The 25115-nt window shown below is 68.6% G+C and carries 21 protein-coding genes and 3 pseudogenes; 10 read left to right on the forward strand and 14 right to left on the reverse strand.

The features are described 5' to 3' along the window. Positions 1-26: 26 nt before the first annotated feature. From AC6F7H_RS28750 to AC6F7H_RS28770, 5 genes are all read right to left on the reverse strand, one after another. A complete protein-coding gene (locus AC6F7H_RS28750; RefSeq protein WP_363042527.1) occupies positions 27-443 on the reverse strand; it encodes a DUF742 domain-containing protein in 417 nt (138 codons plus the stop codon). After that, entirely contained in the window at positions 440-955 is a 516-nt protein-coding gene (locus AC6F7H_RS28755) for a roadblock/LC7 domain-containing protein (RefSeq protein WP_500760063.1), read from the reverse strand. Before AC6F7H_RS28755 ends, AC6F7H_RS28750 begins: the two co-directional genes overlap by 4 nt. Positions 956-1031: 76 nt before the next feature. After that, the gene (locus tag AC6F7H_RS28760) at positions 1032-2528 is read right to left on the reverse strand and encodes a sensor histidine kinase (RefSeq protein ID WP_500762108.1); all 1497 of its coding nucleotides are present in this window, start codon (positions 2526-2528) and stop codon (positions 1032-1034) included. Continuing rightward, positions 2521-4470: a glycoside hydrolase family 15 protein gene (locus AC6F7H_RS28765; RefSeq protein WP_500760066.1), complete on the reverse strand. Its 1950-nt coding sequence runs from the start codon at positions 4468-4470 to the stop codon at positions 2521-2523. The genes AC6F7H_RS28760 and AC6F7H_RS28765 overlap by 8 nt, the downstream gene beginning before the upstream one ends. A gap of 100 nt (positions 4471-4570) precedes the next feature. Then, positions 4571-5146: a DUF6415 family natural product biosynthesis protein gene (locus AC6F7H_RS28770; RefSeq protein ID WP_500760068.1), complete on the reverse strand. Its 576-nt coding sequence runs from the start codon at positions 5144-5146 to the stop codon at positions 4571-4573. 456 nt (positions 5147-5602) lie between these two features. On the opposite strand from AC6F7H_RS28770, the gene AC6F7H_RS28775 reads away from it, so the two are divergent. Genes AC6F7H_RS28775 through AC6F7H_RS28785 form a run of 3 tightly spaced genes read left to right on the forward strand, consistent with a single transcriptional unit; the run spans position 5603 to position 7825 of the window. Beyond that, entirely contained in the window at positions 5603-6382 is a 780-nt protein-coding gene (locus AC6F7H_RS28775) for an aminotransferase class IV family protein (RefSeq protein WP_500760070.1), read from the forward strand. 9 nt (positions 6383-6391) lie between these two features. After that, positions 6392-7309: a formylglycine-generating enzyme family protein gene (locus AC6F7H_RS28780; protein WP_500760073.1), complete on the forward strand. Its 918-nt coding sequence runs from the start codon at positions 6392-6394 to the stop codon at positions 7307-7309. Between the two features lie 30 nt (positions 7310-7339). Beyond that, positions 7340-7825, forward strand: coding sequence for an SAM-dependent methyltransferase (locus AC6F7H_RS28785; RefSeq protein WP_500760075.1), 486 nt, complete (start codon positions 7340-7342; stop codon positions 7823-7825). A 50-nt stretch (positions 7826-7875) separates the two neighbouring features. On the opposite strand, the gene AC6F7H_RS28790 is transcribed toward AC6F7H_RS28785, so the two are convergent. Then, positions 7876-8214 carry an ATP-binding protein gene (locus tag AC6F7H_RS28790; RefSeq protein WP_500760078.1) on the reverse strand — a complete coding sequence of 113 codons (339 nt, stop codon included), beginning with the start codon at positions 8212-8214 and terminating at the stop codon, positions 7876-7878. A gap of 439 nt (positions 8215-8653) precedes the next feature. Here AC6F7H_RS28790 and AC6F7H_RS28795 point away from each other — a divergent pair, with 439 nt between their 5' ends. The 4 genes and pseudogenes from AC6F7H_RS28795 to AC6F7H_RS28810 all read left to right on the forward strand — a co-directional run. Then, the gene (locus AC6F7H_RS28795; protein ID WP_500760081.1) at positions 8654-10150 is read left to right on the forward strand and encodes a helix-turn-helix domain-containing protein; all 1497 of its coding nucleotides are present in this window, start codon (positions 8654-8656) and stop codon (positions 10148-10150) included. Beyond that, the gene (locus tag AC6F7H_RS28800) at positions 10147-10884 is read left to right on the forward strand and encodes an HAD family hydrolase (protein ID WP_500760083.1); all 738 of its coding nucleotides are present in this window, start codon (positions 10147-10149) and stop codon (positions 10882-10884) included. The genes AC6F7H_RS28795 and AC6F7H_RS28800 overlap by 4 nt, the downstream gene beginning before the upstream one ends. A 131-nt stretch (positions 10885-11015) precedes the next feature. Then, entirely contained in the window at positions 11016-11918 is a 903-nt protein-coding gene (locus AC6F7H_RS28805; protein ID WP_500760086.1) for a phosphotransferase, read from the forward strand. A 787-nt stretch (positions 11919-12705) separates the two neighbouring features. Continuing rightward, positions 12706-14505 (forward strand): annotated as a pseudogene (locus AC6F7H_RS28810) (recombinase family protein); the annotation flags it as partial. Between the two features lie 53 nt (positions 14506-14558). On the opposite strand, the gene AC6F7H_RS28815 reads toward AC6F7H_RS28810, so the two are convergent. After that, positions 14559-15683, reverse strand: a complete 1125-nt coding sequence (locus AC6F7H_RS28815) for an ISAs1 family transposase (protein ID WP_500754596.1) — start codon at positions 15681-15683, stop codon at positions 14559-14561. A gap of 315 nt (positions 15684-15998) precedes the next feature. On the opposite strand from AC6F7H_RS28815, the pseudogene AC6F7H_RS28820 reads away from it, so the two are divergent. Next, positions 15999-16952 (forward strand): annotated as a pseudogene (locus AC6F7H_RS28820) (amidohydrolase family protein); the annotation flags it as partial. Positions 16953-16963: 11 nt separating this feature from the next. After that, complete coding sequence (locus tag AC6F7H_RS28825; protein WP_500760088.1) at positions 16964-17965, forward strand: TIGR03842 family LLM class F420-dependent oxidoreductase; 1002 nt, start codon at positions 16964-16966, stop codon at positions 17963-17965. 16 nt (positions 17966-17981) lie between these two features. On the opposite strand, the gene AC6F7H_RS28830 is transcribed toward AC6F7H_RS28825, so the two are convergent. The 7 genes and pseudogenes from AC6F7H_RS28830 to AC6F7H_RS28860 all read right to left on the reverse strand — a co-directional run bounded on the left by AC6F7H_RS28830 (position 17982) and on the right by AC6F7H_RS28860 (position 24508). Further along, complete coding sequence (locus AC6F7H_RS28830; RefSeq protein ID WP_500760091.1) at positions 17982-18884, reverse strand: CAP domain-containing protein; 903 nt, start codon at positions 18882-18884, stop codon at positions 17982-17984. Positions 18885-19495: 611 nt separating this feature from the next. Beyond that, the gene (locus AC6F7H_RS28835) at positions 19496-20161 is read right to left on the reverse strand and encodes a hypothetical protein (RefSeq protein ID WP_500760094.1); all 666 of its coding nucleotides are present in this window, start codon (positions 20159-20161) and stop codon (positions 19496-19498) included. Between the two features lie 253 nt (positions 20162-20414). Beyond that, positions 20415-21230, reverse strand: a complete 816-nt coding sequence (locus AC6F7H_RS28840; protein WP_500760096.1) for an SAM-dependent methyltransferase — start codon at positions 21228-21230, stop codon at positions 20415-20417. 153 nt (positions 21231-21383) lie between these two features. Then, entirely contained in the window at positions 21384-21662 is a 279-nt protein-coding gene (locus AC6F7H_RS28845; RefSeq protein WP_500760099.1) for a TSUP family transporter, read from the reverse strand. A gap of 62 nt (positions 21663-21724) precedes the next feature. Continuing rightward, positions 21725-22165: pseudogene (locus AC6F7H_RS28850) on the reverse strand (TSUP family transporter); the annotation flags it as partial. 30 nt (positions 22166-22195) lie between these two features. Beyond that, on the reverse strand, positions 22196-22354 hold the full coding sequence (locus tag AC6F7H_RS28855) for a hypothetical protein (protein ID WP_500760102.1): 159 nt from the start codon (positions 22352-22354) through the stop codon (positions 22196-22198). A gap of 30 nt (positions 22355-22384) precedes the next feature. Next, entirely contained in the window at positions 22385-24508 is a 2124-nt protein-coding gene (locus AC6F7H_RS28860; RefSeq protein WP_500760104.1) for an MMPL family transporter, read from the reverse strand. A 73-nt stretch (positions 24509-24581) separates the two neighbouring features. Between AC6F7H_RS28860 and AC6F7H_RS28865 the strand changes: the two genes are divergently transcribed. Then, on the forward strand, positions 24582-25079 hold the full coding sequence (locus tag AC6F7H_RS28865; protein WP_457462985.1) for a MarR family winged helix-turn-helix transcriptional regulator: 498 nt from the start codon (positions 24582-24584) through the stop codon (positions 25077-25079). The last annotated feature ends 36 nt before the right edge of the window (positions 25080-25115 follow it).

Raw genomic sequence — 25115 nt, forward strand, 5'->3', positions numbered from 1 at the left:
GGGTTCGAAGCGGCGGCGCGGCGGGGTCAGCCGGCCTGGGGGTAGGCGATGGCATTGGGCCACTTCCTTTTCAGGCCCGCGGAGAGGGCCGCCAGCAACTGGGTAGTGGGACGTGGGTCCTCGTCCTGGCCGGACGAGGCGTAGGGGTTCGCGAGGGGAACGACGAGGGCGTCGGCGTCCAGGAGATCGGAGATGAGGATCTTGACCGCGGTGACGGGACGTCCGAGCCGGCCCGCCAGCTCCGCCACCGAGCGCCGGTGCTCCCGGCACAGGGCGACGATCTGCCGGCACTCCTCGGCCTGGCCGGGGCCGGGCCGCCCGGGTCCGGCTTCCAGTACCGTCTCCAGGCCCAGCAGATGACGTGGCCGGGTACGGCCGCCCGTCAGCGTGTAGGTCCGCACGAACGCGGACTCCTCCGCCGCGCTGCCGTGCTGCGTACTCACCGGACCTCATCGCCCGTGGTGACGCGCACGGGAATGTCCATGTACGGGGCGAACCTGTCCACCAGACGGCTCATCTCGAAGCCGACGGTGCCGACATCGGCGGTGGCGGTCGTGACCACGGTCAGCACGGTGTCCACCACCCCGCGCGCGATGCCGGGATGGCCAGGGAACGCCGAGCTGCGGCCGGCGCTCTGGACGAAGTACAGGCAGTCGTCCCGCTCGATGATGACCTGCTTCGCCGGCCTCTTCTTGTGGGTCGGTCCGGTGATGTTCGCTGCGAGGGACGCCACCCCGCTGATCGCGGCGGCCAGCTCGTCCGCCCAGTCCTTGTCGACGTCACTGTCCAGCAACCGCAGCCCGTCCCGGGACAGCAGCACCGCGTGCGTGACCCCGGAGACGTCGGCGGCGAACTTCCGCAGTAGCCAGGCCATGTCGGTCTGCTGGCTGTTCGGTGCCTCGCTGGCCGCGCCCTGGCCGCCGGTCTGGTGGGTTGTCTCAGGGTTGGGGGTCATGGAAAACGCTCCAGAAGAAGGGGGAGGCCGGCGGTCGTCACCGGCCACCGGGAACGGGGAACGGACAGAAACAGCGTCAGGGCCGGTGCTGGTCGGACGGCGGAGTGCTGGCACCGCTGGCCTGGGCGCCCCTGCGGAAGGCGGCTGCCAGACCGGGCGTCGCGGCCGTGACAGGAGGCTGCTCCCGTTCGGCCAGCGGTTTGAACGACCCGGCTCGGCGCTCACGCCTGGGAAGTTCAGGCGTACCCTCCGGCTGGCCCTGCCCACCGGTGGGGGCCGGCTGGGCGGGGATGACCGGGGGACTGAGCTGCGCGGGCGACGCATCCCGCGGCGGGGCGGGGATCGGAGGCCGGTGTGCTTCGTGGCGCGTGGTGCTCATGCCTTGAGCGGGAGCCACAGGGACGAGAAGTCTGGCCGGGACGACAACGACTGCGGTGGTGCCTCCCGTCGGGTTCTCCTGCAAGCGGATCGACAGACCATGCCGCTGAGCGATCTTCGCTGCGACCAGCAGGCCCACCTGTCCCGCACGCACCTGACCACTGACATCGACCTCGTCGGGCACCGTGAGCAGGCGGTTCATCCGCTCACGCATATCCGGGCGCATCGGGATGGCGCGGTCTTCCACTTCGATCGCCAGCCCGGCCGGCACCCGCTGCGCTCTCACGAGCACCCTCGTGGCCGGGTCGGAGCACTCGCAGGCGTTCTCGATCAGCTCGGCCAGCAGGTGCGTCAGGTCCGGGCCCACATGCCCGGGCAGACCCAGCTCCGTCCCGACGGCACCCGCCGCGACCGCAACCCGCGGGTACTGGACCACCTCGGAGACCGCACCGCGCAGCACGATGGTCACCGAGACCGCCTTACGCATACTGCGCAGAGACTGCCCGCCCAGCACCGCGGTGCTCTCCACCTGCCGGCGCACCCGCGTCACCAGATGATCGATCTCGAAGATCTTTTCCAGCAGCTCCGGGTCGTCGGTCAGCTTCTCCAGCTGGCTCAACGCCTCCAACGCCTTACCGACCAGCGCATGCTCACGCTTGGCCAGACGGCGAAGGACCTCCAGCAGCACAACGGACTGCGACTCGTCGTGCACCCGTATCAGCGAGGCCACAACCTGTACCTGCAGCTCCCCCAGAGCCGCCTCGATCCCCGCAGCCGGACCGGCCGACCGCGGTACCTGCCTGTCCGGCAGCGGCGGACGCGCCCCACGGCACAGCTCGTCCGCCGACCACAACACGGACTTCTCGACCGCCGCCACCACCCCGGCGACCCGGGCCAGCTCCGCTGCCTGGGCTTCCACGGCGGCGGCTCCCAGCGCCCGCGCGGCAGCCCGCGCACTGTGGGACGCGAAGACCGCCACCCCCACCAATCCGCACACCAAACCCGTCAGCAGCCAGCCGTGGGACACCCCCACCTGCCCAAGCACCAGGACGGCAGCAAGCACCGCTCCGAGAAGCAACAGGGGCACCAGGACGGCCCGACGGACGTGGCGGAGCGTGAACGCGTCGATCTGAGCAGGCCGCCGCCTGTGGCCAGCCGACGCCACCGACCGGGCGGGGGACACGCTGTCAGACATGGAGTTCCTCAACAGTCGGATACGGAACGAGTGCTGGACGAGCCGAGGGGCCGTGAGGTCCTTTCGGATTCGCCGTGGACCCGGACGGCCCGGTGGAAGCAGGCGTGGGAGCCGAGACCTCGTCCGGGGCAGGGCACGGCCGTGACGAAAGCTGCTGAAGGAGCCGTGCGGTCTGGACCAGGCCCTTGTGGCTGAAGGCTTGAGGGAAGTTCCCGAGCTGGCGTTGCCGGACGGGGTCGTACTCCTCGGCGAGGAGCCCGAGGTCGTTGCGCAGAGCGAGAAGGCGTTCGAACAGCGCGTGGGCCTCGTCGAGGCGGCCGGTCAGAGCCAGGGCGTCGACGAGCCAGAAAGAGCAGAGGACAAAGGTGCCCTCGTCACCGGTCAGGCCGTCCACCCCGGCGCGGTCGCCGGCGGTCGGGTACCGTCGTACGAATCCGTCCGCAGTGGACAGCTCACGCTGTACCGCTTCCACGGTCCCGACGACGCGCGGATCGTCGGGCGGGAGGAAGCCGACGCGGGGGATCAGCAGCAGGGCCGCGTCCAGTTCGTCGGATCCGTAGGACTGGGTGAAGGTGTTGCGCGCCGGGTCGAAGCCCTCGGCACAAACCTCGCGGTGGATGGCGTCCCGCAGCTGAACGAAGGCGCTCACGTCGATATCGAGGGCGTCGGCCTCAGCCAGGCGGATCGTCCGGTCGATGGCTACCCAGGCCATCACTTTGGAATGCACGAAGTGCCGCCGCGGCCCGCGGATCTCCCAGATGCCCTCGTCGGGTTCCTGCCAGCGCTGCGTCAGGTGCTTGACGAGCTGCTGGTGGAGGAGTGCCGTGTCGGCGCAGTGGGCGACGCCACTCCGGTGTGCGAGGTACAGGGTCTCGACCACCTCGCCGTACACGTCGAGCTGCAGCTGGTCGGCGGCCCCGTTCCCGACCCGGACGGGAGCCGACCCCTCGTATCCGGGCAGCCAGGGAAGCTCCTGCTCCCGCAGGTCACGTTCCCCGGTGATCCCGTACATGATCTGCAGGTGTTCCGGGTCGCCGGCCACCGCCCGGAGCAGCCACTGCCGCCACGCTTGCGCTTCTTGCCGGTACCCGGTCCCCAGAAGGGCTGCCAGGGTCATGGAGGCATCGCGGAGCCAGGTGAAGCGGTAGTCCCAGTTCCGTTCTCCGCCGATTTCCTCGGGCAGCGACGTGGTCGGTGCCGCGACGATCCCGCCGCTGGGTTCGTAGGTCATCGCCTTGAGCGTGATCAGGGACCGGACAACCGCCTCGCGGTGCGGCCCGCTGTAGGTGCACTGCCGCGTCCAGTCCTGCCAGAACGCGAGTGTCTTGGCGAGCGCGGCATCCGGATCGGGGACCTCGGGCGCGGCTGCGTGGGACGGGCCCCAGCTCAACGCGAACGCCACCGTCTGCCCGGCAGCGACGGTGAACGCACCGAAGACCGCGCCGTCCTTCTCCACCTGCTGGACACAGGTGTCCAGCCACAAGGCGTCCGCGCCGGCCTCGGCGACCATGCGCCCACCCGCCTCATGAATCCACGGGCTGACGCGGCCGTATCCCGGCCGTGGGCGCATGACCGAGACCATCGGTACCGCGCCGGCGACACCCTCGACGATCCGGACCACCTGGGGTGATTCGTCGCGTGGCGGCATGAAGTCGACCACGCGCACGGAGCCCGTCGGCGTACGCCATACCGATTCCAGGACGAGCGAATCACCGCGGTAGCGGCGCTCCGCAGGCGCTGCCGCCGGGGACTGGTCGGTGGCCGCAGCCGGAGCGATCCGCCAGGTGCCGTGCTTCTGCGTGCCGAGCAGGCCGGCGAAGACAGCCGCCGAGTCGAAGCGGGGCAGGCACAACCAGTCGATTGAGCCGTCATCGCAGACGTGTGCGCTGGTCTGCATGTCGCCGATCAAGCCGTACTGCTCGATACGGGGTGAGCGTGTCATCGCCTCTGGTTCTCCATAGAGCGTTCCCTGCTGCGGGGATTCGTCGGCCGGTCCGCCAGGGCGGCCCTGGGTGGCTGGTGTGTTGCGGTCGGGGGCCCGGTCAGGGTTTCGAGGGCTCATCGGCAGACGGCTGGCCGCCTTCTGCGGAGTCGGGAGAAGACGGTTGGGAGGGCCGTTGGCCAAGTGCGATCAGGAACGCCATCGCGCTCACGATCAACGCGATCAGCGCCGCGCCGTCGGAGGTTGTCTGAGCGGCAGCGTCCTGCGGAGCGGATGCGGTGATGACCAACGTGACCAGCACGAGCACGAACACGGCAACGCGCACCGCATTGCGACTGGGCGTCTTCCACCGGCCCTTCAACGAGGCCGAGGGACCGGCCTGGGCGCTTCGCCGAGCCGTCTCGATCAGTTCCTGTGTCGCCTCGGCCAGATGGACCAGGTACACCCGGGACGGCATGTAGCCGTCGGGGAGGGGGGTTGCGCTCAGCTGCTGGGCCTGTTTCAGCACGGGGCTGCCGGCGGGCACAGCGGCACCGAGTCGCAGGACGTGCCCTCGAAGCCGGTGGACGAGATCTTCGATGTCCTGCGCGGTGTCCGGCAGGGGAGCGTCCTCGTCGAGGACCCGGGCTACGGTCTTGGCTGCAGCCACAGCAGGCTCGCGCTTCAGTCCGTGCACCGAGTGCGGCATCTGAGGCCGTCCAGGACGGGCACGGTGGGCCCCGAGGCGTAACTCCTGGGGGCGACCTGTGCCGCGTGCCATTGAGGGGAACATTCGAGAACTCCTGCGTTGAACTGGGATGGAAGCAGCGCTGAAGGCGCAGGGCTCACATGGGGTGAAGACCGCTTCGATGGCGCTCGGGACCTTCGGCAGCGCTCTGTCAGCGGCTGACGCGGTCGCCAGTGCGGTCATCATCGGGAGCCTCCCGGGCGGTCGGTCGGGGGAAGGCACGCGGCTGACCCGGCTGGGCTGTCGAGCGGCGCACCCTGCCTGAATGGTCACCATGCGTGTCCGGAGGGTGACCAGAGAACACCGTGCGGCAACGCCTTGGGAATGACTTCGCAGCGACGTTGACTCATCAGTAACCAGCGTTGGGGTGCCATCAGCAACGGCAGTCCTGACATCCTGGGCGGCATGGCGACACTGAACGGAAAGCCCGTTTCCCCCGATGAACTGCTGGCCCTGGCCCTGGTCAACGTCGGCCACTTCACGTCCATGCGCGTCGATGACGGCAGCATTCGTGGCCTGCCGCTGCACATGGAACGCCTGACGAAGGACTGCAAGACCGTCTGGGGCGCTGACCTGGACACCGCACGCGTCCGCGACTTCGTCCGCCAGGCCCTGGACGGACAGACGCAGCCGTGCGTCGTCCGCGTGACCATCTACGACCCCAAGGTCGACATGGGGCACCCCGCGAACGCCGGGGAACCACAGGTCCTGGTAACCGTGCGCGGTGCCGGCACGATGCCTCCGGCTCCGCTGCGCGCCATGAGCATGCCCTACGAACGAGACCTGCCCGAGGTCAAGCACGTCGGCCTCTTCGGAGCCCTGCACACCCGCCGCAGCGCCCAGCTTGCCGGATTCGACGACGCCCTGTTCGTCGGACGCGACGGGCTCGTCAGCGAAGGCGGAACCTGGAACGTCGGATTCGTCGACCAGAACGGCACGGTCGTGTGGCCGCAGGCTCCAGTACTGCCCGGAGTCACCATGGCACTGCTCCAGCAGCGCGCCGAACACCGGATCACCACTGTCACCCTGGAACAGGCCAAGGGCATGGCAGCCGCGTTCGCGACGAACACGAGTATCGGCGTGCGGGCCCTCGCTGCGATCGACGACACCCAACTGCCCACCGAGCACCCCGTGCTGGACCGGCTGCGCGAGACCTACCTGTCCATCCCCGGCGAGAGGCCGTAGGACGCAGCCATGACGGGGGTGACCAAGTGGACCGGCCGCGAGGCCGGCCTGCTCCGCTTCGCAATGCGCAAGAGCGGCAAGACGTTCGCCGAACTGGTCGGCGTCAACCCGCGCCAGATCACCAGGTGGGAGGGCCGGGGCGAAACCCTGGAACTCAGCCTCGCCAACCAGGCGGCCCTCGACACCCTGCTGGCCCGAGCCAAACCCGACGACCAACAGCGGTTCGCGGCACTCCTCACTGAACGGGCCGCCGTCGAACACGACGCACGGGCCGAGGAACTGCTGCGCCGTGACCCGCGCACCAGCAGGCACCCCGGCGACGGCAAACTCATGGTCCTCGTCGAAGAGGGCATCTACCTCGCCGGTGCAGACAACCGTTCGATGTGGCTGGACGCGTTCCGCGTCGACATCTACCCGACGACCAACGGCGACTACGAGCGCTTCGTACAGGCCACCGGGCACCGGCCGCCCCAGCACTGGCCGGACGGGCGCTGCCCCGCCGATCTGACCACCCATCCCGTGGTCTGGGTGACCTGGCACGACGCCACCACGTACGCCCGCTGGGCCGGAAAAACGCTGCCCACAGCCCAGCAGTGGGAAAAGGCCGCCCGCGGCCCACGAGGACGAATCTACCCGTGGGGCAACGAACCCACGGCCGCCAAATGCAACGTCGCCGAGACCGGCATAGACGCGACCACACCGGTCTTCCGATACCAGTCCGGGGTAAGCCCGTTCGGCGTCTTCGACATGTGCGGCAACGTGTGGGAATGGTGCTCCACCGAGGAAACGCCTGGCAGCGGACGGCACGAGCTCAAAGGCAGCGCCTTCACCTCGCCGTTCCAACGAGCGACGCCATCCCTGCGCAATGCGGCGAACGCCACCATGCGGGACAACGACACCGGGTTTCGCTGCGTTGCCCCGGCGTAGGCAGACATTCATTGTTGAAAGGACCGAGCGGTGCCCAGGTACGAGGTTGAGTCGATCGCAACAGTCATCGGGGGACACACCCGCGTCCAAGACGACTACCAAGGCGGAGCCCGGTCGATCATCCGACTCCACGACGAGTACCCACTCGAAACCCTGCAAGGGATCGAGGAGTTCTCGCACCTGACGGTGACGTGGCGCTTCCACCTGGCGCGCCCGGAGGAGGTGCAGCTTCATGCCCGAAGTCCCCGAGGAGACGCGCGCTGGCCGGCGACGGGGACCTTCGTGCACCGCAATCACCGACGGCCGAACCAGCTCGCGATCAGCTACCCACGGCTGCTCGACGTGGAGGGCCGGGACCTCCTGGTCACCGACCTCGATGCCGTCGAGGGGACGCCCGTGATCGACCTGGCACCGTACTTCGAACAGATGGGGCCCCGAGGAACCGTACGTCAGCCGGCCTGGCCCGGCGAGATGCTCGACCCCGCGTACTGGAGGGATGCAACCGAACGCCTGTGACGTCGGAACTTGAAGGTGATGATGGCACGCGGCCTTGAGATGATTTGTCATCAGCTCATCGCCAATGCAAGTTCGCACCACGTACTGGTGCCGTCGTCGCTGACACCCCAGGAGCCTCGTCGGGCGCCGGCGATCGCCTGCACCAACAGCAAGCCGCGGCCGTGTTCGTCTTCGTTGCGGGGTTTCCCTGGAGTGGGCCGATGGCTGCGGACTCCGTCGTGGACGTTGATCCGCAAGCAACCGTTGCAGAGGGAGAGCGTCAGGGTGACCTCTCGACCGTGGCTGTGCTGGATCGCGTTGGTGACCAGCTCGGAGACGACGAGTACGGCGTCGTCCGCAAAGCGGGACAGGCCCTCTTCGATCAAAAGATTCCGCGTCAGCCTGCGCATCTCTGCGACCCTCAACGTGTCAATGCACACGGGGGGTTGACCTGGTCTGCGCTCAGCGATCTGAAAGGTGCGACTCAGTAGATCAGCGTCGGCCCTGGGAGAGCGAAGCGGTCGTTCAGTAGTTGTTGTCATCACGTCCTCTTGGGGTACGGAGGACCAGCCGGGCGGCGGCTGTTGCCCTACGAGGGGCGGTCCGCTCGCTGCCGGAGCGAAGACAGGGCGGGCATGGGCTAAACAGTGCTGTCGTGGTGCCGCGCACGTCCCTCCCCCTTCCGTAGCGACCAGGTGATCACCGCATCCGACCGAGTGGTCAGCGCAGTGGGCATGAGCATGGGTCCAGGACGTACCCGTGCTGATCTCTGCGGCGATATCTCTGTAGAGATACGGAATCCCGCATATCGTGTGGACCGTTGAGGAGTTCGACCCAGGGGGCCGCGCTATGAGACCGCCGAGCCGCGTGTGCGAGAGGTGCGCGACCGAGCTGAGTCAGTACAACCCCGACGCCCTGTGCGCCCTGTGCGCAAAGGCAGAAACGGCGCCGGGAGTACCCGATCGTGCCTGGCGCGACGAAGCCGTTTACCGGGCCCTGGCGGCTTGGGATTTCGGCGAGCTGCTGCGCCTGGTACGCAAGCGGTCTGGTTTATCTCAGATGGCCGTGCGTGAGCTGACGGCGCTCCCTCAGTCCTTCATTTCTGGCCTCGAACGCGGTCAGAAGCAGATCGGCAGCCCCGCCACCCTTCTCGACCTTCTCAACGGCCTCGGCCTGCCTTCCGACCTGCAGCCTTTGCTGCTGACACCCCTCCGCAGCGCTGCGCCGAAACCTGGTCATAACCTCTCCACGGAGGCCGTACTGCCCTGGACGGCGGATCGTATGGTGACGTCACTTGAAGTGGCCATCGGAGGTACCACCATGAAGCGCCGCCGCGTGCTGACCGCCCTGAGCGGAACCGCACTCACCCAGTACGTCCTGCAGTCCGCCATCGCTCCCGCAGAGGCCGTGGCCGCTTCTTCCGGTACCACGACTGTCACCGACGCCCTGATCGATTCGCTTCAAAGCACCACCGACGCACTCCGTCAGATGGACGCCACCAGCGGTAGCGGAAACCTCGCCCACACGGCGAAGACTCACCTGCGGATGCTCTTGCACCTGCTCAAGCAGGGCTCCTACAGTGAGAGTTACGGACGTCGCCTGGCTGCCGTCACCGCCGACACGGCGGCCCAGACTGGCTGGTACACCTTCGACAGCGGTGACCACGACGCCGCCCAGCACCTCTTCCTCGGCGCTCTGCGCGCAGCCCACGCTTCAGGCGACTCCCGCCTGCGCGCCGGTGCCCTCGGTTTCCTCGCCATCCATGGTTACTCCGCCGGCGACCCGCGCGACGCCATCACCGCCGCCCGTACAGCGCGCCAGGCAATCACCGATCGTGACGCCCCTGCCCTGAACGCCATGCTCCTCACCCGCCAGGCTCGCGGCCACGCCCGGCTCCGTGAAGAGCGCCACGCCTTGGCCGCGCTTTCCGAAGCCGAAGAACTCTGCGCGCGCGGCCGGGGCGAGGACGATCCCCACTGGCTGTACTGGATCAGCCCGGGGGAGATCCTCGGACAGACCGGAAGCTGCTACCTCGACCTGGGACAGCCGGCTCGGGCAGCCCAATCCTTCGCCGCGGCCCGCGACGTGCTCAGCCGGGACGAGACCCGAACCACCGCTCAGTTCCTCTCCCGAGCCGCGACCGCGCAGATGCGTGACGGCGACGCCGACGCCGGCTGCGCCACCGCCCATGACGTCCTGACCCTCGCCGAAGGCATTCAATCCGCCCGCCTCGACGACCACCTGCGCACCATGCTCCATGAAGCGCGTTCCTACGGTGCCTCCTCAACTGCCCAGGATCTACTGGATCGTGGGGAAAGCGTCATGCGCCAGCGAGCCGCCGCATGATCCTGGTTCTCTGGGACATCGACCGCACCCTCCTCTACACCGGCGACACCGACCGGCTGGTCTACCGGGAACTCTTCGAGGAGGTAGTGGGCCGGCCTACCGAGAGGCTGCCCGCCCGGGGAACCGGGGTGACGATGCCCCTCGCTGTCCGGGAGCTGCTGCGCGCGAACGCAGTGGAACCCGAGCGGATCGAGGAACTCGCGCAACGCATCGTGCAGCGTATGCCCGCGCAACTAGAGCGTCACCGTGACGATCTTTCTCGCACAGGGCAGATCATGCCCGGCGCACCTGCCGTCCTTGCCGCCGTGCAACGAGAGCCCGGACTGGTCCCCACTGTCGTCACTGGCAATCTGCAAGGCAGCGCCGAGATCAAGCTCAAGGCTCTTGGCCTGGATGAGTATCTCGATCTCAGCATCGGCGGATACTCCTCCGACGACTCCCACCGCCCTGCCCTCGTACGCGTGGCACAGCAGCGAGCCAGCGCACACCACGGGTATACCTTCACGCGGGATACGACCGTGATCATCGGCGACTCCCTCGAGGACGTCCGCACTGGACGGGAAGGAGGCGCCCACGTGATCGGCGTAGCTTCCGGTACCACCTCGGCCGAGAAGCTCGCTGCAGCCGGTGCCTGCCACGTCGTCCCTGACCTGACCGACGTACAACGCATAATTCGCCTGGTCAACCGCAGTGCGGCGTCGGATGTCGACCACGGCTGTCCTGGGCCGCGGTAGGACGCGATGCCGGAGAGGTTCAGGTGATCGAGGTGCGGCCCAGCCGAGCGGCACGCGAGCTTCTTGAGATCATCGCGCTTCCGCCAGGCCGGATGTGATAGGAGGGGCTCTTGTCGGTAAGCCTGTGTGACATGACAATCACGCCGGCCCCGGGTGGGTTCGACGAGTTCGAGATGTATCAGGTACTAGAGCGGGCCTGCACGAAGGCCGGCCTTGACAGCCGTGATGCGCGTCTCCTGCGAGGTCACACCAACGCGGTTCTCCTCTTGGAGAAGGAGCAGGTGGTGGCCAAGATCGCTCGGAAGGGAACGGACGTCGAGAGCGTCGCGCGCACAGTTACCTTCGTACGCTGGCTTATCGAAGCAGGCTTTCCTACCGTCCCTCTTCACCCTTGCGATCAGCCGCTGATCGTCGACGGGCACGCTGTCACCTTCTGGACCTACCTGCCGCAGCCCGAGGACCCGGTGGCGGCCGGGCAGCTGGCCGGTCCCCTCAAGGCGCTCCACTCGCTGCCCCCACCCTCGATTGCCCTTGCCGGGCACGACAACATTCGTGCGATCCGCCGCTCTCTCGCCGCAATCACATGCCTCCCTGCCGCAGCCATCCGGTACATGGAGGAGGAGGCAGACCGACTGGAGGGAGAACTGCGAGAAGTCCGTTTCACGCTTGCCCCCGGGTTGATACAGGGCGACCCACAGCACCGAAACGCGCTGCACACCACCGGCGGATCTGCGGTGCTGTGCGACTGGGACACTGTTGCCCAAGGCCAGCCGGAATGGGACCTTGTCACAGTTGAAGTCCACTGCCGGCGGTTCGGCTACGGCCAAGCCCACTACCAAGCGTTCGCGGACACCTACGGGTGGGACGTCACGAAATGCACTGGATACCCGGTTTTGCGTGACATTCGGGAACTACGCATGATCACCACTAACGCCCGGAAAGTTCGACATGCGCCCGAGTCTTTGAGTGAGATCCAGCGGCGAGTCGACGGGCTAAGAAGGCGGGACGGGCAGCTCCCCTGGAGCATCCTCTAGCGTTCCTCCTGGACCGCTGCTGCCCGTGAGCTGCATCGCCTACGGCAGACATGAGATTCCGGTCTACGGCTGGAACCTCCTCCGAAAGCATGTCAATCTTCAATGTCCCGCAAAGAGATGGTTGCGGGCCGGCGGCGTGCATCGAGAGGCAGTGGAGGGAAAAGGAGGTGGCGCACGGGTGACTCGGTTTGAGCTCGCCTCGCGTGGCCCCGTAAGCGCCATCTCATAGAGCGTTGTGATCGGGAGCTCTCTGACCGGCGTCGGGACGGGCTTCTCTGCTCAGCAGTTGCGCCGCCTAGGAGGGCGGCCATGTATACCATCGAATCGCCGGTTAGGTAAACCGGCGATTCTGAAGACCATGGATCGTGTTCGCGCTGACAGCACCTGGCGGTGGAGTTGGCGGGAACCCGGTGCTGCCAGTCGAATGAGGCCGGGCGCCGGTTCCAGGAGGTCAATGTCCCGCCCAAGCGGCGCTCGTGTTCGTCGAGAACCGCGTCGGTGGGTGACCTCAAACTGAGGCGCCGCTCTGCGCCGTGAACCGAGGAACATCCATGGCGCAAGAAAGTCGTACGCACACCGTCCGTGGTCCGTCGATCAGGGTGCATTGGGTGCCGCGCTCCCTTACTGCGGGTGAACGGCGACGCCTGGCGTTGCTGCTGTTTGGCCCAGATACCAGTCGGCGTGGTGGCCTAGCGCGATAGTTATTTGCTTCTAGAGATGGGTGGTTTCTCGCGCCGCCTGCACGTTTGTGTCGACCTTTCGACCAGGAGATGGAGGGGATTCCGGAATGCGTAAGGTCGTGCTGCCTAGGCGGTCACGGAAAATTCGCGTCGCCATTTACCTACGGGTCTCCACGGTAAAGCAGCTCAAGGGGTACGGGCTTGAGGTCCAGCTCGACGAGTGCCTTGCCTGGCTGGACTACAAGCTAGGGAAGGGCTCGTACGTCTATGAGGTCTACACGGACGGAGGCGTCTCGGGGAAGCTGGCGCACCGGCCGGACCTCGATGCCCTGAATGCTGACCTGGCGGCTCTGCGCTACGACCTCGTGATCTTCGGCAAACTCGACCGTATCGGTCGGACCATGCGCGACATTCACCGCTGGGTCTATGACATCACGGACATCGAGGTATTCGGCGGTGTCAAGGTGCGCGTTGCGACCGCAGATGGCCGGATCGACAGTGAAGATGGCATGTTCGGCATCCAGCTCAGCCTCTTGGCCTACATGGCAGAGCTGGAGCACGCCATGATCCTCGACCGAACGATGGGAGGGCGTGAGAAGAAACTTTCGCAGGGGGGATGGCCTGGAGGTGTCGCTCCTTTCTGGCTGGAGCTCCCAAAGAAGGGTGTGAGCGGGCCCCTCACTCTTCGTGAGAAGGGAGTTCGGTTCCTCGAAGTATCGGCTCGGCTCCTGGCCGATGAGCTGCTCCCTGCCGAAGAAGCAGCCACTGCGCTTAACGCGTTGGGTTATGAGACCGCGCGCGGGCTCCCCTGGACAGGGGCGAACCTCATCCGGACATGGATGCAGACGGCGCTGGACGGATACATCGTCTACCGCAACGTCGAGAGCGGGCGAGGATCCGTGCGCCTTGGCCCTGACGGCAAGCCGCTGTATGGAGAGACTGTTCGCATCCCCGTGCCCGTCCCATTGCCGACCTCTCGAGTGCGGGAGGTTAGGAGGGCGCTCGCCCGGCGCTCGTTCACCAAGGAAAACCACAAGGACTACCTCCTGTCTCGGCGTGTTACCGCACTCTGTGGCGCCCACTACGTCGGTTCCCACCGCGAAGCGCGGGGGAGAACCTCTTATCGGTGTTCGGGGCGTCGCTCCGATCCACCCTGTGACTGCCAGGAGATCCTCGCCCGGCCGCTGGAGGACGTCGTTTGGCGCGAGGTGGTGCGCACGCTGGGGGATCCGGAAAAGCTTAGGACCCTCGCTGAAGAGTGGCTTGGGGATGTGCCCGGAGAAGCGCAGTTGTACGAGGAGCGCCTTGCCGCTCTCGACGAGGAACTGGAGCGAAGCCAGCGCTTGCGGAAGAAGAAGCTTGTCGCCTTGGCCGAAGTCCTGGCCGCGGATGAGAGCGACGATGCCGAGACGGAACTGGAGATTAAGGCGTCCATCGCAGAGGTGAAGGATGAGCTTCAGAGCAAGGAGCGCCGGCTTCGTGATCTGAGGGCGGATGCGGCTGAACGCCTTTTGGAGGTTCAGCAGCGGGAGGAGCGAGTTCACGAGATCGTCGAGCAGGCCCTTGATGTGACTCCCCGACTCGGTGCTCTGGAATTCGCCGAGAGGTTGGATCTGCTTGATCTTGTCGACATCGAAGTTCGCGTCACCAGCCACGTTCCCGGAATGCTACGAAACGCTGGTTGCCCCTTCGAGGGATGGTTCGAGGAGCGGGGGCTGCTCGTACCCCCGGAGCTGACGGACGATGACTGGCAGCGGGTTGAAGCGTGCTTTCCGGTCCCCAAGAAGAAGACTCGCATCGTTCCGCCTCGGGTGGCGTTCGAGGCATCCCTCTACAAGGTGCGTCATGGGCTGCAGTGGAAGGACCTGCCCGAGGAGGTTCTGCAGGGCCACCGGCCGAACAGCGTCTACCAGCGGGTCCTGGGGTATCTGAAGGACCAGGGCTCCGGCAAAGTCGTCGGTCATGCGGTCAGAAGAAGGCTGACGGGGCGGTCGGTGTCGCGGGCGTGGTGTCGTAGGGCGGCGGCGATGTTCTGGTGGCCGTGGAGGCGGAGGAGGGTGATCGCGGTGTTGCGGATGCCTGCCATGACGCGGGGTGCGTTGCCGGTGCGGACCTGGGAGCGGTCCTCGTCGAAGGTGACGTCGCGGACCCAGTGCAGGCGGTTCTCGATCTCCCAGTGCGACTGCACCCATGTGGCCAGCAGCTCCGGGGGCGCGGTGCGGGCGTCCGCGCTGGTGATCAGGTAGACGATCTCGACCGTCCGTGTGCCCTTCCTGGTGACGGTGCGCCGCAGCTGGGCGACCTGCGCGGCCCCGGTGAAGTCGATCCAGGCGGGGACGGCGACGGCCTTGATCGTTCGGGTGGCGCGGCGCCCGTGTCCGCGGTCCGTTCTGGTGACAGCAGGTATCCGGGCCCAGGGCAGAGCCTTGAGCCGTGCGTACAACGACTTCTGATTGGCCTTCACGGTCAGGACGTAGTCGGCGCCGGCCTCGGTCACGAGTGCCGCGGTGGCGTGCTGGGTGTGCAGCGCGTCCATCGTGACCACCGCCCCGTCCAGGTCGAGGGCATCCAGCAGTTCTCTGGCCGCGGGGATCTCGTTGCTCTTCTCGCGCACGGCGACTTGGCCCAGTACCGCTCCCGAACCGTGCGCGAGCGCGGCGACCAGATGTGGGGCCGGGGCGTCACCGCCGCGTGCGCCCCGGACGGTCTTGCCGTCGATCGCGATGACCCGCCGGCCCGCGACCAGCGAGGCCCTCGTCGCCGCCCATGTCCCCAGGAGCGCGTCGAGGCGGTCCGCGTCCAGCCTCGCGAACAGGCGCCGCAGCGTCGACTCGTCCACCGAGCCTCGCACCAGGCCCAGCTGTTTCACGGCTACCGCTCCGGCGTCCCGGGCCCACTCCCCGATCGCCGTGAAACCCCGCGCTCCGGCCATCACCGCGCACACCGCGACCGCGATCAGAGCACTCACCGGGTGACGGACCCCGCGCCGGCGGCGCGGATCGGGCATCCGGCCGAGCAGGTCGACGAGGAGCTCGCGCTCCGGGACGGGCGTGCGAACAGGCACGCAGATGCGAGACGATGGCATGGCGCGGGCGTTGTTCCCTGGTCGGACGGAAGGCGTAGGAACCTCCATCCAACCGGACCGGAACACGCCCGCGCACCTCACCCACCCGCAAAACCACACGTCACAGGGCTACCAAACGACTTTGCCGGAGCCCTGTCTGAAGGACGGCTCCTGGGGAGCCGCGGTGCGCGCGCTGGGCGACTATGAAGGAACGCCGGTGCCGCCGCTGTACGTCCTTCCCGACCTCGACATCACCGGTGCCTTCGATCCAGCCCTCGCAACCCTCCCGGAATCGCCCATGACCTGCGACGATGACGATACGACGTGTGAGGGGGCGGCGGAACGAAAATCAAGCAGTTCATGGCGTATCCGGGGGTTTTCTACTCCGACGACGGCCAGATCCTGCGCGCCATGCAGCGTTCCGCCGAGAACGGCGGCCTGATCATGATGCACGCCGAGAACGGCATCGCGATCGACGTGCTCGTCGAACAGGCGCTGGCCCGCGGCGAGACGGACCCCCGCCACCACGGGGAGGTCCGCAAGGCCCTGCTGGAGGCCGAGGCCACCCACCGCGCCATCCGGCTCGCACAGGTCGCCGGCGCCCCGCTGTACGTCGTGCACGTCTCCGCCGCCGAGGCGGTCGCCGAACTGACCCGGGCCCGCGACGAGGGCCTGAACGTCTTCGGCGAGACGTGTCCCCAGTACCTGTTCCTGTCGGCGGACAACCTCGCCGAGCCGGACTTCGAGGGCGCCAAGTACGTGTGCAGCACACCCCTGAGGCCGAAGGAGCACCAGGCCTCCCTGTGGCGGGCGCTGCGCACCAACGACCTCCAGGTGGTCTCCACCGACCACTGCCCCTTCTGCTTCACCGGCCAGAAGGACCTCGGCCGCGGCGACTTCTCCAAGATCCCCAACGGAATGCCGGGCGTGGAGAACCGGATGGACCTGCTCCACCAGGCCGTCGTCGACGGACACATCACCCGCCGCCGCTGGATCGAGATCGCCTGCGCCACCCCGGCCCGCATGTTCGGCCTCTACCCGAAGAAGGGCACCCTCGCCCCGGGCACCGACGCCGACGTCGTGATCTACGACCCGCACGCCGAGCAGGTCATCTCCGCGAAGACGCACCACATGAACGTCGACTACTCGGCGTACGAGGGCAAACGCGTCACCGGCCGCGTCGAGACCGTCCTCTCGCGCGGCGAACCGGTCATCACCGAGCGGGAGTACACCGGACGCGCCGGGCACGGTGCCTACACCCCGCGTTCCACCTGCCAGTACCTCGACTAGGAGCGGTGCGCATGGACTTCGGACTCGTTCTGCAGACCGATCCGCCGGCCTCGCGGGTGGTCGGCCTGATGCGGCGCGCGGAGCGCAACGGCTTCACTCACGGCTGGACCTTCGATTCCGCCGTGCTGTGGCAGGAGCCGTTCGTGATCTACAGCCAGATCCTGGCCAACACCACCGGGCTGAAGGTCGGCCCGATGGTCACCAACCCGGGCACCCGCACCTGGGAGGTCACCGCCTCCACCTTCGCCACCCTCAACGACATGTTCGGCAACCGCACCGTCTGCGGAATCGGCCGCGGCGACTCCGCGATGCGGGTCGCCGGACGCAAGCCCAACACCCTGGCCCGCCTGGGCGAGGCGATCGACGCGATCCGAGACCTCGCCGAGGGGCGCGAGGCCGAGGTCGGAGGGCAGCCGCTGCGGATCCCGTGGGTGAGGAACGGCAGGCTGCCCGTCTGGATGGCGGCGTACGGGCCGAAGGCGCTCGCCCTCGCCGGGCAGAAGGCCGACGGTTTCATCCTCCAGCTCGCCGACCCGTATCTGACCGAGTGGATGGTGAAGGCCGTACGGGCCGCGGCCGCGGAGGCGGGGCGTGACCCCGCCTCCGTGACCGTCTGCGTCGCCGCCCCGGCGTACGTCGGCGACGATCTGGCGCACGCCCGCGACCAGTGCCGATGGTTCGGGGGCATGGTCGGCAACCATGTCGCGGACCTGGTCGCCCGCTACGGCGAGCACTCGGACCTGGTCCCCGAGGCGCTGACGTCGTACATCATGGAACGGCACGGCTACGACTACAGCCACCACGGACGGGCCGGCAACCCGTCCACGGACTTCGTCACCGACGAGATCGTCGACCGGTTCTGCCTGCTCGGCCCGGCCGAGGCGCACATCGAGAAGCTGGAGGCGCTGCGCGGGCTGGGTGTGGACCAGTTCGCCGTGTACGACATGCACGACGCGCAGGAAACGACGATCGACGCGTACGGCGCGGAGATCATCCCGGCACTCAACCGCTGACCGGCCCCTGCGGCGACTACCGGGCCGTGCCGAAGTTCTGGGTCCAGTAGGAGCCGGGCTGCGCGAGACCGACACCGATCTCCTCGAACGCGCAGTTGAGGATGTTCTCCTTGTGGCCGGGACTGGACATCCAGCCGGCCATCACCTGCTCGGGAGTGGAGTAGCCGTAGGCGACGTTCTCGCCGTAGGTGCGCCAGCTGTAGCCGGCGCGGGTGATGCGGTCGGCGGGCGAGGATCCGTCCGAGCCGGTGTGCGACATGTTGCGGCTCGCCGCCATGTCCTCGCTGTGGTTCTGCGCGGCCTCGGTCAGGGTGGCGTTCACCTTCACCGGGGAGCAACCGGCCTTGCCGCGCTCGGCGTTGACGAGTTCCACGACCTCGGCGACGGCCCCGGAGGCTTCGGCGCCGCCCGTCGGGGCGGGGCTCGGAGCGGCCGTGGTGGGCTTCGGGGCCGTGGTGGTGGGTTCCGGGGCGGCCGTGGTGGGCTTCGGGGCCGCGGTGGTGGGTTCCGGGGCGGCCGTGGTGGGCTTCGGGGCCGCGGTGGTGGGCTTGGCGGCGGGTGCCTCGCGGACCGCCTTCTTCGGCTTGTGCGTCTTCGGCTTGTGCGTCTTCGGCTTGTGCGTCGGCTCGGCGCTGCTGTGCCGTCCCGCCCCGGCCTTCGAAGCGCCCGCGGTGGCGGTCGGTGTGTGCGACGGCGCCGCCGTGGCCTCGCCGTGCTGCTTGCCGTCCCACCGGTGGTACCGGTCGGCGTCGCCCCGCCTGTCCTCGGCCGCGGCGGGGGCGGCGGTGTCCTGCTGCCGTTGCCCGCTGCCGGGCCAGTCGGCACAGGCCAAGGCGACCGAGGGTATCCCTACGACGCCCATGGCGACTGCGGTGACGACCGTCCGCCGGTACCGCTGCTGACGACGATGCTTTCCCATGAGTGACCTCACCCCTGTTGTCCGGAGAATGGTCATTCTTGGGACGGCCCGGCACGGGGCGCAAAGGGCCGTTGCACTACTGCGCTTCGTAGGGCTGCGGGGCCCTTGCGGCGGGCGGAAGAGCGTGCCGTCCTGCTCGCGACGGGCCCCTCGGGGCGCCTGCCGCCTCGTCAGGAGTCGTCGCTCGGCGCAGGAACCGCGGATCTCGGCTTCCCGCAGGATCACCATCCGCCTCGACCCGACCTCTTTTCATGGCAAGCCGGATAAATCCCCCATGTCGCCGGAGCAGGTCCTACTAAGCGACCTGCGTAGATCGAGGACGTGCGTGAGGGATGTCACGGAATCACGAATTCCGGACCGCTGCCGGAGACCGAGGAGTGCCCGAGGCGCCTGTGGGGTCTGTCCGGTGGAACACGCCGCAGACGCGGGGGCCGGCACGCCCTCCCCGAGCTCTTCGAGCAGGGGGGACCCCATGGGGGAGAGGGCCCCCATCGCGTCTACTGCCTCCTCCGCCCTGCAGATGACCGTCCCCGCCCCCGCTCACCCGCACTGACGAGGCACCGCCGATTCCCTGCGACCTGCTCCGCCGGACAGGCTCCAGGGCGGCCGGGTCAGCCCCGGCCCTTCAGTAGCGCCGTCATCGCCTCCTTGGCGGCCTTGATGGCGCCCTTGTTGATCTCGTCCGTGGAGGGCGCCTTCTTCGACTCGAAGTCGCTGCCGTTGTACGTCACGACCACCAGCGCGTTGGAGGCGCGGGCCACGACCACGCCCTCACGGGTCTCCTGCTTGTCCTCGGTGGCGAGGTTCACGATGGAGTACGCCGCGTCACCGAGCCCGGGGACCGCGCCGCCGCCGCTCTTGTCCTTCAGTCGTCTCTCGTAGGACTGCCCGGCCGCGTCGTCCGACTGCAGAACCTCGAAGGAGACGTCGAGCCAGCGGTACTCGTAGCCCTCGAGCGCGTTCCAGGAACAGGTCCTGCGCAGCTTGGAGTCGGTGGACTTGATCTCCTTGCCGGACGCCTTGGCCCCCGGCACGAGGGACTTGACGGTCTTCTCGGCGACGCTGTCGCAGGGGGCGGGAGCGGTGGTGTACGTCTTGGGCACCGCCGTCGCCGACGGAGCGGAGGGGGACTGGGTCGCCGTCCCCTCGGCCGTTCTCCTCTCCGCCGCCTGCGGCTCGGAGGAGGGTCCGGACGACAGTGCCCAGCCCGCCGCGGCGAGAACGACCACCGGGGACAGGCGCGCGGCCAGCGCTATCGGCAGAGGAAAAGAACGCACGTCGCACTTCTCGTGGGGGTCGGTGCGGAAGGGGGCCCGCACAGCGGACGGGACGCCAGTGTCACACGCTTCCGAGTGGGGCGGAAGTGCGAACTCGCTCCGTGGGCGGAGGGTGACAGGGACGGTACCGCCGAGGGTGGCGTTTTGCCGTACTTCCCCTGTGTTCAGGCGAATTGCGGCAGCGCGGGACCGCTGGGCGCGGGCCGGGGGCGGTCGCGGTGTTCCCACCGCGACCGCGCGGGGCGTCAGCGGGTCACGGCTTGCGGGCGAGGCCGCCGTGCTCGGCGACGGGCGCGGAGTCGGGGGTCTCGGCCTCCGGACGCCACAGGGGGACCGAGACGACGCCGGGCTCCAGGAGCTCCAGGCCGTCGAAGAACGAGGTGATCTCGTCGACGGTGCGCAGGTTGTACGGGATGGCGCCGCTCTTGTTGTAGCCGTCCTGGGCCTGCTCGAAGCCCGGGTCGATGCCCCGGGAACCGTCGTTGACGGAGAGGTAGCTGCCGGACGGCAGCGCGTCCATCAGCCGCGTGACGATGGAGCGGGCCTGGTCGTAGTCGGCGATGTGCCCCAGGATGTTGCTGAGGATGAGGGCGGTGGGGCGACTGAAGTCCAGCGTCTTCGCGGCGGCGGCCAGGACACGCTCGGGGTCCAGCACGCTGGAGTCGACGTAGGCGGTCGCACCCTCGGGGGTGGAGTAGAGCAGGGCGCGGGCGTGCGCCAGGATCATCGGGTCGTTGTCGACGTAGACGATCCTGCTCTCCGGCGCGATGCGCTGGGCGACCTCATGGGTGTTGTCGGCGGTCGGCAGGCCGGTCCCGATGTCCAGGAACTGCCGGATGCCGGCCTCGGAGACCAGGTACGTGATGTTGCGGCGCAGGAAGGCCCGGCTGCTGCGGGCGATGGTGACGATGCCGGGGAAGAGGGCGGTGTACGCGTCGCCCGCCTCCTCGTCGACGGGGTAGTTGTCCTTCCCGCCCAGCCAGTAGTTCCAGATCCGGGCCGAATGCGGCACCGAGGTGTCGATCTTCTGGTGCGCAGCGGGTCCGGGCGTCGTCGCAGGGTCGCTCATGGGTACGGTCCGTCTCTCAGCCGAGGCAGGTGTGTTCAGCCAACAGGTGTGTTCCGCACAACTTACGTCCCAACAGTGCTGTCGCGCACTCCAGTTCGCATCTCCGGTGCGGTGCGTGCGGACGTGTTCCGCCCGGCGCCGGGACGCCCCCTCTCAGTCGTGCAGGGCGAGGTAGGGCGCCAGCGCGAGCAACGTGATGACGAGCGCGTACTTCAGACTGCGGGCGGGCAGGGCGTGGGCGATCCGCCAGCCGAGGAGCACGCCGGCCAGTTCCGGGACGCCGACCAGGGCGGCCAGGGGCCAGTCGACGGCACCGTGGGCGAGATAGCCCACGGTGCCCACCCCGGCGATGACGATCGACTGGGCCTGGGCGGAGGCCAGGGACTCCAGCACGGGCACACCGAGCGCGACCAGCAGTGGGACGGTGAGCATCGGGCCCCGATACCGAGGACGCCGGAGACGACGGCGACGACGAACCCGAGTCCGGCCACCACGGGTGCGGGCGGGTGGGCGGGCACTGCCGCGGGCCGGTGGCGCTCGCGGTGCCACACCAGGGCGGCCACCACGGCCACGAGCACACCGAGCACCACCCCGAACGCTCCTGCGGACACGAGGGAGTTGAGCAGCACCCCGACGGGAGTTCCGAGCACGGCGGTGCCGGCCAGGATCCCGGCGGTGCGGCGTGTTCCCGGCTCGCGCAACTGGCCGGAACGGGTGTAGGCCGCGGTGCCCAGCACGCCAGTGGCGACGTGGGTGACGATGGCGGTACCGGCCACCTCGGCGGGGGACAGGCCGGTCAGAGTGAACAGCCCGATCGTGGGCAGCACCCCACCGGGGCCGACAGCGGTGATACCGATGCCACCCACAAGCCCCAGCAACCCCAGCGCCACCACCACCGACACCGACATACTGCTCCTCCCCTCCGCCTGGAGCATTCCGCCTGGAGCATGCCGGAGACCGGCGCGTCAGGGAACGGACGTCGCACGGCGAGATCCCGTACGGGGACGGACCGCGACCTCGGCCCTCACCCCGTAGATCTCCGTCGGCAGCCGGGCGACGATGATGCCGACGCCCGGCTCCCGCACCACCGCGGCCACGGTACGGGCCAGTTGACGCACCGACACGAGCGCCGGCCGTCGGCACGTCGTCCGTCGCTAAGCCGACTGCTGGTCCGCCGTGTGCGCCGCACCCTTTGGACGACCGTCGCCGCGGGCCAAGGCGCTCGGCCACCACGCCCGCGGTCCGATGTCGATCACGAGCGCGGGCACCAGCAGCGAGCGGACCACGAGCGTGTCGAGCAGTACACCGAAGGCCACGATGAAGGCGATCTGTACGAGGAACGCCAACGGGATGACCATCAGGGCCGCGAACGTCGCAGCCAGCACCACACCCGCCGAGGTGATCACCCCGCCGGTCGTGGTCAGCCCGCGCAGCACACCCTGCCGCGAACCGCGCGCGAGCGCCTCCTCGCGTACCCGGGACATCAGGAAGATGTTGTAGTCGACGCCGAGAGCCACCAGGAACACGAATCCGTACAGCGGGACGGACGCGTCCGTCCCGCTGAACCCGAGGAGATGCTCGAAGACGAGGGACGAGACCCCCAGCGTCGCCAGGAAGTTGAGCGCGACGGTCGCCACCAGCAGCACCGGTACGAGCAGCGAGCGCAGCAGCAGGATCAGGATCAGCAGGATGATGCCGAGCACGACGGGAACGATCACCGTGCGGTCGTGCGCGGCGGTCTGCTGGGTGTCGTACTGCTGCGCCGTGTACCCGCCGACCAGCGCGTCGGCTCCCGGTACCGCGTGCACGTTCTCGCGCAGCCGCTCGATGGTCTCCTTGGCCGCGTCGCTGTCCGCTGCCGCGTCGAGCGTGGCGTCGATGCGGACACGCCCGTCGACGACCTGTGGCTCCCCGGCCCCGGGCCGCCCCGAGGCGGAGACCGCGCCCGCCGATGCCACGCCCTCGGTGTCCTCGGCGGCGGCCGTCACCGCGTCGGCGCGGTCGGCGTCGGCGATGATGACGGCCGGATTGCCCGAGCCACCGGGGAAGTGCTCGCCGACCGTCTCCTGGGCGGCGACGGAGGGGGCGTCGTTCACGAAGATCTCGTCGAGCGGCACGCCCTTGGCGGACAGCGTGGGAGAGAAGGCCGCCAGGACGGTGAGGACGAGCCCGGTCACGATCCAGACGAAGCGCGGACGCGCGTCCACCCGCGCGGCGACCCGGAGCCATACCGCGTGGCCCTCCGCGGACGCGTCCGACGCCTTCGGGCGAGAGGGCCAGTAGGCGGTACGGCCCAGCAGAGCCAGCACGGCCGGCAGGAAGGTGAGCGTGGTGAGTACGGCGCACACGATGCCGATGGCGCCCACCGGTCCGAGAGCGCGGTTGTTCGTGAGGTCACTCGCCAGGAGGGCCAGCAGTCCGAGCGCCACCGTGGCGGCACTGGCGGTGATCGCGCCGAACGAGCGCCGCACCGCCACCAGGGCGGCCGCGGCCCGGTCCCCGCGCACGGCGAGTTCCTCGCGGAAGCGCGCGGCCAGGAGCAGGGCGTAGTCGGTCGCGGCGCCGATCACCAGGATGGACAGGATGCCCTGCACCTGCCCGTCGACCTGGACCACGTCCCGCTGCGCCAGCGCGTACACCACGGCACAGGCCAGTCCCAGGGCGAAGACGGAGCCGAGGATGATCACGAACGGCAGCAGGACGCTGCGGTAGACGAGCAGAAGGATCACCAGCACGGCGGCGAGCGCCACGCCCAGCAACAGTCCGTCGATGCCCGCGAACGCGTCCGACAGGTCGGCCTGACTTGCTGCCGGGCCGGCGATCTGCGCCTCGGCACCCGGTACCTTCTGCGCTGCCGCGCGCACCTCGTCGAGGACCGTGGACAACTCCTCGCCCAGGTCGGGCTCGAGTTGAACGACGGCCTGCAGGGCCTGGCCGTCGTCGGAGAGCAGGGCGGGCGACGGCCTGCCGACGACACCGGTGCCTCCGGCGAGCGCACCCACGGATTCGGTGGCGGCTGCCCGCTGCGCCTCGGTGACCCGGGTCCCGTCCGCCGTCCAGACCACGATGGCCGGGAGGGTCTCGGCCTGGGCGAACGCCTCACGGGCCTCGAGGACCTTGGTGGACTCGGCGCTCTGCGGCAGGAACGACGCCTGGTCGTTGGTGGCCACCTCGCCCAGCTTGCCCGCGTACGGCCCGAGCGTCCCGCCCACACCCAGCCAGACCAGCAGGAGAACGAGAGGTACGAGCCACCGGGCCCGGCGCGGTGCGGTTCTCATGAGTATCCCCACAGTGGAAGAAGTAAGTCGACGAATGAGTATCTTGATCGTCGAGTGATCTTATACTGGGGTCATGAATGACTCAGGCGCCCCTTCGGCACCTCTTCCCGGTGACGACCCCACGGGGTTGCAGTCGTTCGCCGTCCTGCTACGCCGGATGAACGGCGAGTTCAACCGCATCGCCCACGAGTTCGCCCAGGCGCACGGCCTGCATCTCACCGACGTCCAGGCCCTGATCGCGATCCTGGACGCCGGCCAGGACGGCTCGGACGAGCCCATGACGCCCGGGCGGCTGCGCAAACAGCTCAACCTCACCTCCGGCGCCGTCACCGCGTGCGTCGACCGACTGGAGAGGGCGGGGCACATCCGGCGGGTCAGGGCCGCCGACGACCGCCGCGTGGTCCACCTGCACTTCGCGGAGACGGCCAGAGGGCTGATCAGGGACTACTTCCGGCCCCTCGCGCGGAGCACGGACACCGCGCGGGGCCGCTTCACGCCCGAGGAGCTCACCGTGGTCGTCCGGTTCCTCGCGGAGATGAACCGGGAACTCGTCCTGCTGCGCCGCGACTGATCCCGGCCGATCGCGGCCGATGCGGAAGCCTCCCGG

The sequence above is a fragment of the Streptomyces sp. MMS24-W38 genome (genome assembly GCF_059889265.1).